General features: G+C 30.7%; 4 protein-coding genes. All 4 read right to left on the minus strand.

Annotated features, from left to right (window positions below; all coding sequences use genetic code 11):
• Positions 1-276: 276 nt before the first annotated feature.
• Positions 277-1,344, minus strand: coding sequence for a hypothetical protein (locus ACH5TW_RS00285; RefSeq protein ID WP_439334473.1), 1,068 nt, complete (start codon positions 1,342-1,344; stop codon positions 277-279).
• A 165-nt stretch (positions 1,345-1,509) separates the two neighbouring features.
• The gene (locus ACH5TW_RS00290) at positions 1,510-2,361 is read right to left on the minus strand and encodes a hypothetical protein (protein WP_439334474.1); all 852 of its coding nucleotides are present in this window, start codon (positions 2,359-2,361) and stop codon (positions 1,510-1,512) included.
• Positions 2,362-2,503: 142 nt separating this feature from the next.
• The gene (locus ACH5TW_RS00295) at positions 2,504-3,061 is read right to left on the minus strand and encodes a GNAT family N-acetyltransferase (RefSeq protein WP_439334475.1); all 558 of its coding nucleotides are present in this window, start codon (positions 3,059-3,061) and stop codon (positions 2,504-2,506) included.
• Between the two features lie 135 nt (positions 3,062-3,196).
• Positions 3,197-3,824 (minus strand): hypothetical protein (locus ACH5TW_RS00300; RefSeq protein ID WP_439334476.1); only part of this gene is annotated, 628 nt, incomplete at its 5' end.

Consider the following 3,824-nt stretch of genomic DNA (forward strand, 5'->3'; position numbering starts at 1 on the left):
TGTCATTTAGCAGATAGGTTTCTTTGTCAAATTCCAAGTACAGATTGGTCTTTTCAAAATCGTTTTTTGAACAACTGAATCCTAAAATTGAAATCAGAAATATTGTTAAGGTGTTCTTCATTTTCAAAATGTACTACAACGGTTACGTATAAGAATAGTGTGGTTTTGTGTGCGAGGATTTTCCGAAGGAAAATCGGAAGCTAACAAAAGCGCACGAACTCTTGATTAAGCACTAAACTACGCATTATTTTTATACAATGTTGTAAGCTGGCTTTTTTATTTGTTATTCTTCTCTTTAATCTTGTCTAGCTTTGTTTTGTCATAAAGGTCATTTTTAATAGACCAATCCTTGAGATAGTCAATTCGGGTCTGCATTACTTCACTAAATTCCTTTTCGTTTATTAATTCAAGGAAATTCTCTTGCTGTTCGAGCCATTTGATAAACCCTGAACCCTCAATACTCATTTTCTCAATAAATCTGCATTGTTCTTCAACTTCTTCTTCGGTCTTGTCAGGAAATGATTTTATTTCGTTAATTGTTTCCTGTGTTGCTTTGTCTTTTTCCGCAATGTTTTCAATTGTACTCAAATAGTTGTCTGGTAAAATTCTTCTTATCTTCTCGATATTAAATTCCTCCAATCCACCAAAACTTGGTATGTCAATTCCAAATTTTTGTGAATAATCATATTTTACAACTGCTATTGGATATTTTAATAAATGAAGCGTGCAGATAATCGAGGCTATTTTTTGATAAGTATCCAGCCAATGTTCTATTTGGTCGAATTCGAAAGTTTGAAAATTGCTCTTAAATCTACCAAGTTTATTAGAGTATTTACTTCCTTTTGTATGAACGTAATTATGTAAAAATCCAAGCTCATTAAATCTTTCTTTTAGATTATGTTTATCGTCAAATTCTTTTATATTTTTATTTGAAAGTAATACTCTCCAAATTACACTTGCTCTTGGTGTATTCGCATCATTAGAATCTTTTGATGAAAGCCAATCTTTTACCATTTTATGTCCTTCATCATTGATGTTGTAATAGACAGATAACATACCTAATTCGAGTGCACTTCGTAATGAGACAAAAGCTTGTTTATAAAGTCCAAAACAAACTAAATTAAATGAAATTTGAAGTTCTTCCCAAGATTCCGAAAAAGGAAATATGTGTCCAGACCAAAAATTGTCCCAGTTTTGAGGGATTGTCATTCCAATTATATGATAAAACCATCCTAATTCTCCTATTTTGTCTTTTATGCTAGAATTTTCCAATAAGTATTCAGAAGTCTTTTTATAAACTTCGATACTTTTTTCGGGTTCAAATATGTATGGTGATATGTTCAATGTTTGTTGGGTGTTCAGCTTGCTTACAACGGTTACGTATAATATTAGTGGCTCGTTTAAGCACTAATTTAATAAATAGAAACTAGCCAGCGGAAAATTCCGCAGGAATTTTCCAAGTAGGCTAGAACCAGCCATTAATTTTATGCTTTGTTAGCAAATCGTTTTTTATTCGTAATATTCAATATCAAACATAATCGTGTCTCCAGAAGTTTCTCCGTTAACGTTAGTTGGATAATTTTCACTATCATAAATGTAAGTGTAAGTAGTCGTTTCTCCTCCAGTTCTAGAAATTGAAGCAATATTATTCTTTAAAAAAGGAAAACTATAACCTTCAAATCCACTGATAAATACTCCTTCGAATTCCCAAAAGAACTCAATAAATCGTTCTATGTATATTGATTCTAATTGTCCATAAAATGGATTGATTTTGTCATCATAATTCAAAGTGTATTCAAGCAAAAGATTGTCAGAGTTATCATAAGATTTTGCAGTTATCATATTTCCATCAGCGTCATACTCAAAATTCGTATATTGATTGTTTTCTGTTAATTTAATTACCATTCCATTAGTATTCAATTCTAAATCCGCTTCTGAATTTGGACTTCCTTCAATTGTTCCTGTAATGGTTATAATGTTACCATTATATTCTAAACTCACGTTTTCGTTATTGGCAGTATAACTTGTTAAATTGCCATTTGTGTCATAATTGTAAGCATAATTGTTACTAAAAGACGACGAACCAGTTTCTTGATAATTCCATTGAGTTAGTTTATTCGTAGAATCGTAAGTGAAATCAGAAACGTAACCGAAACTATTATAAATTCCAGTTAAGTTAGAAAGTAAGTCGTTACTATCATAAGTATAATCGACTTTTCTTGTATCTGATATTTTTTCAGTTTTCACTAATCTATTCTCGGTTGGCTCAGGTTCTTGAGGTTCAGTGCTATCGTCCGATGAACAAGAGAAAATGAAGATGTTTAATAAAATCAGGGCTAAAAATAATATCGTTTTTTTCATAGGTTTCTGTTTTGGTAAATGTTTGCTAACGGTTGTGTATAAGGATAGTGCGATTTTGTGTCCGAGGATTTTCCGTAGGAAAATCAGAGTGACTAAAAAAGCACTAACCTTTAGATTAAGGAATAAATTTAAGCATTATTCCTTATACTTTGTTGTACACAGGTTTTATTTTATTCCATTCTGATTTATAAATTCGGAAAATGTTCACTTTGTTTTTATTGTATTCAGTTACTTTTTCGATTTTCATTCCGTTTTTTAAAGCAACACTTTCGGATGGTTTATTGGTCAAACTGATTATAGAAATTAGTGAATCCGAAAAGTTGTTCTCAAATGCAAAATCTCTACATTTTTTTGCTGATTCCGTTGCAAATCCTTTATTCCAAAATTCAGGTAAAAGTGAATATCCAATTTCTAATTCAGATTGTTTATCAATGTTTTGGATTAAAAGTCCACAATGTCCAATTAATTTTCCTGTTTCTTTTTCAATTAGTGCGTTCATTCCACCTAAGTCATTCTGATAACGATGAAATTGTTTTTCATACCAATTTTTACATTCTATTTCGGGACTTTCTAATTCAGAAATCCAGTATTGAGAAGTTATTGGGTTTTTATGAAATTTCAACCAGTCATTAAAATCAGATTTTTTAATTTCTCTGAATATGATTCGTTCTGTTTCTTGATTTTTAAGCAGGTATTTCATTCGGTTCTCAACTTGTGTACAACGGTTGTGTATAAGAATAGTGCGTTTTTGTGTCCGAGGATTTTCCGCAGGAAAATCAGAGTGACTAAAAAAGCGCTAACCTTTTGATTAAGAAATAAATTTAAGCATTATTTCTTATACCTTGTTGGGTACAGTTATTTTTATTCGTTCAATGTTTTCAAAAGGTTCTTTTTCCTCAACATATTCCAATAGGTCAAATGCGATTCCTGTTTTACCTTTTTCAATTTCTGTGTTTACAATTCCTTCCAATTTTTTTATTCCAATTGCATCTACACCATAATAATCGATAAGAATAGAACTATTTTTTTCGAATAGAGTTTTTATTATTAATGCTTTTCGATTAATAAATCCTATTTCCTCAAACTTATCATTTAATTTAATTCCGATTTCGTCTGCAATCCTTTTTGCGTTTTGTTTGTCAATTTTCTTTTTCTTAATCAAATACTTCTCAACTGTAAGAGGAAATAATTTTTCTAAAATCGAATTTTGAGAGTGATTTTTTGCCCAAGGTAAATTCTTGTTCTTTTTTTGAAAACGTTTTATTAATTCAATCGTTAGGTCAAATCCAATAATTCTCACACTCGGAATATAAAGTCGGATTAGTTTTCCGCTTTTTAATTCAAATTCAGGTACAGAAATTCCGTTTAACTCAAACTCTTTGTTATGGAAAATACTGTTTGTCATAATTGTACCCAACGGTTGTGTATAAGAATAGTGCGGTTTTGTGTCCGAGGATTTTCCG

It is taken from the genome of Thalassobellus sediminis, assembly GCF_044386045.1.
GTDB lineage: Bacteria > Bacteroidota > Bacteroidia > Flavobacteriales > Flavobacteriaceae > Thalassobellus > Thalassobellus sediminis.

Bases quoted from the DNA above. Each gene is read 5' to 3' on its own strand.
- ACH5TW_RS00290 (WP_439334474.1), bottom strand. From the start codon at position 2,361: ATGAAAAAAACGATATTATTTTTAGCCCTGATTTTATTAAACATCTTC.
- ACH5TW_RS00295 (WP_439334475.1), bottom strand. From the start codon at position 3,061: ATGAAATACCTGCTTAAAAATCAAGAAACAGAACGAATCATATTCAGA.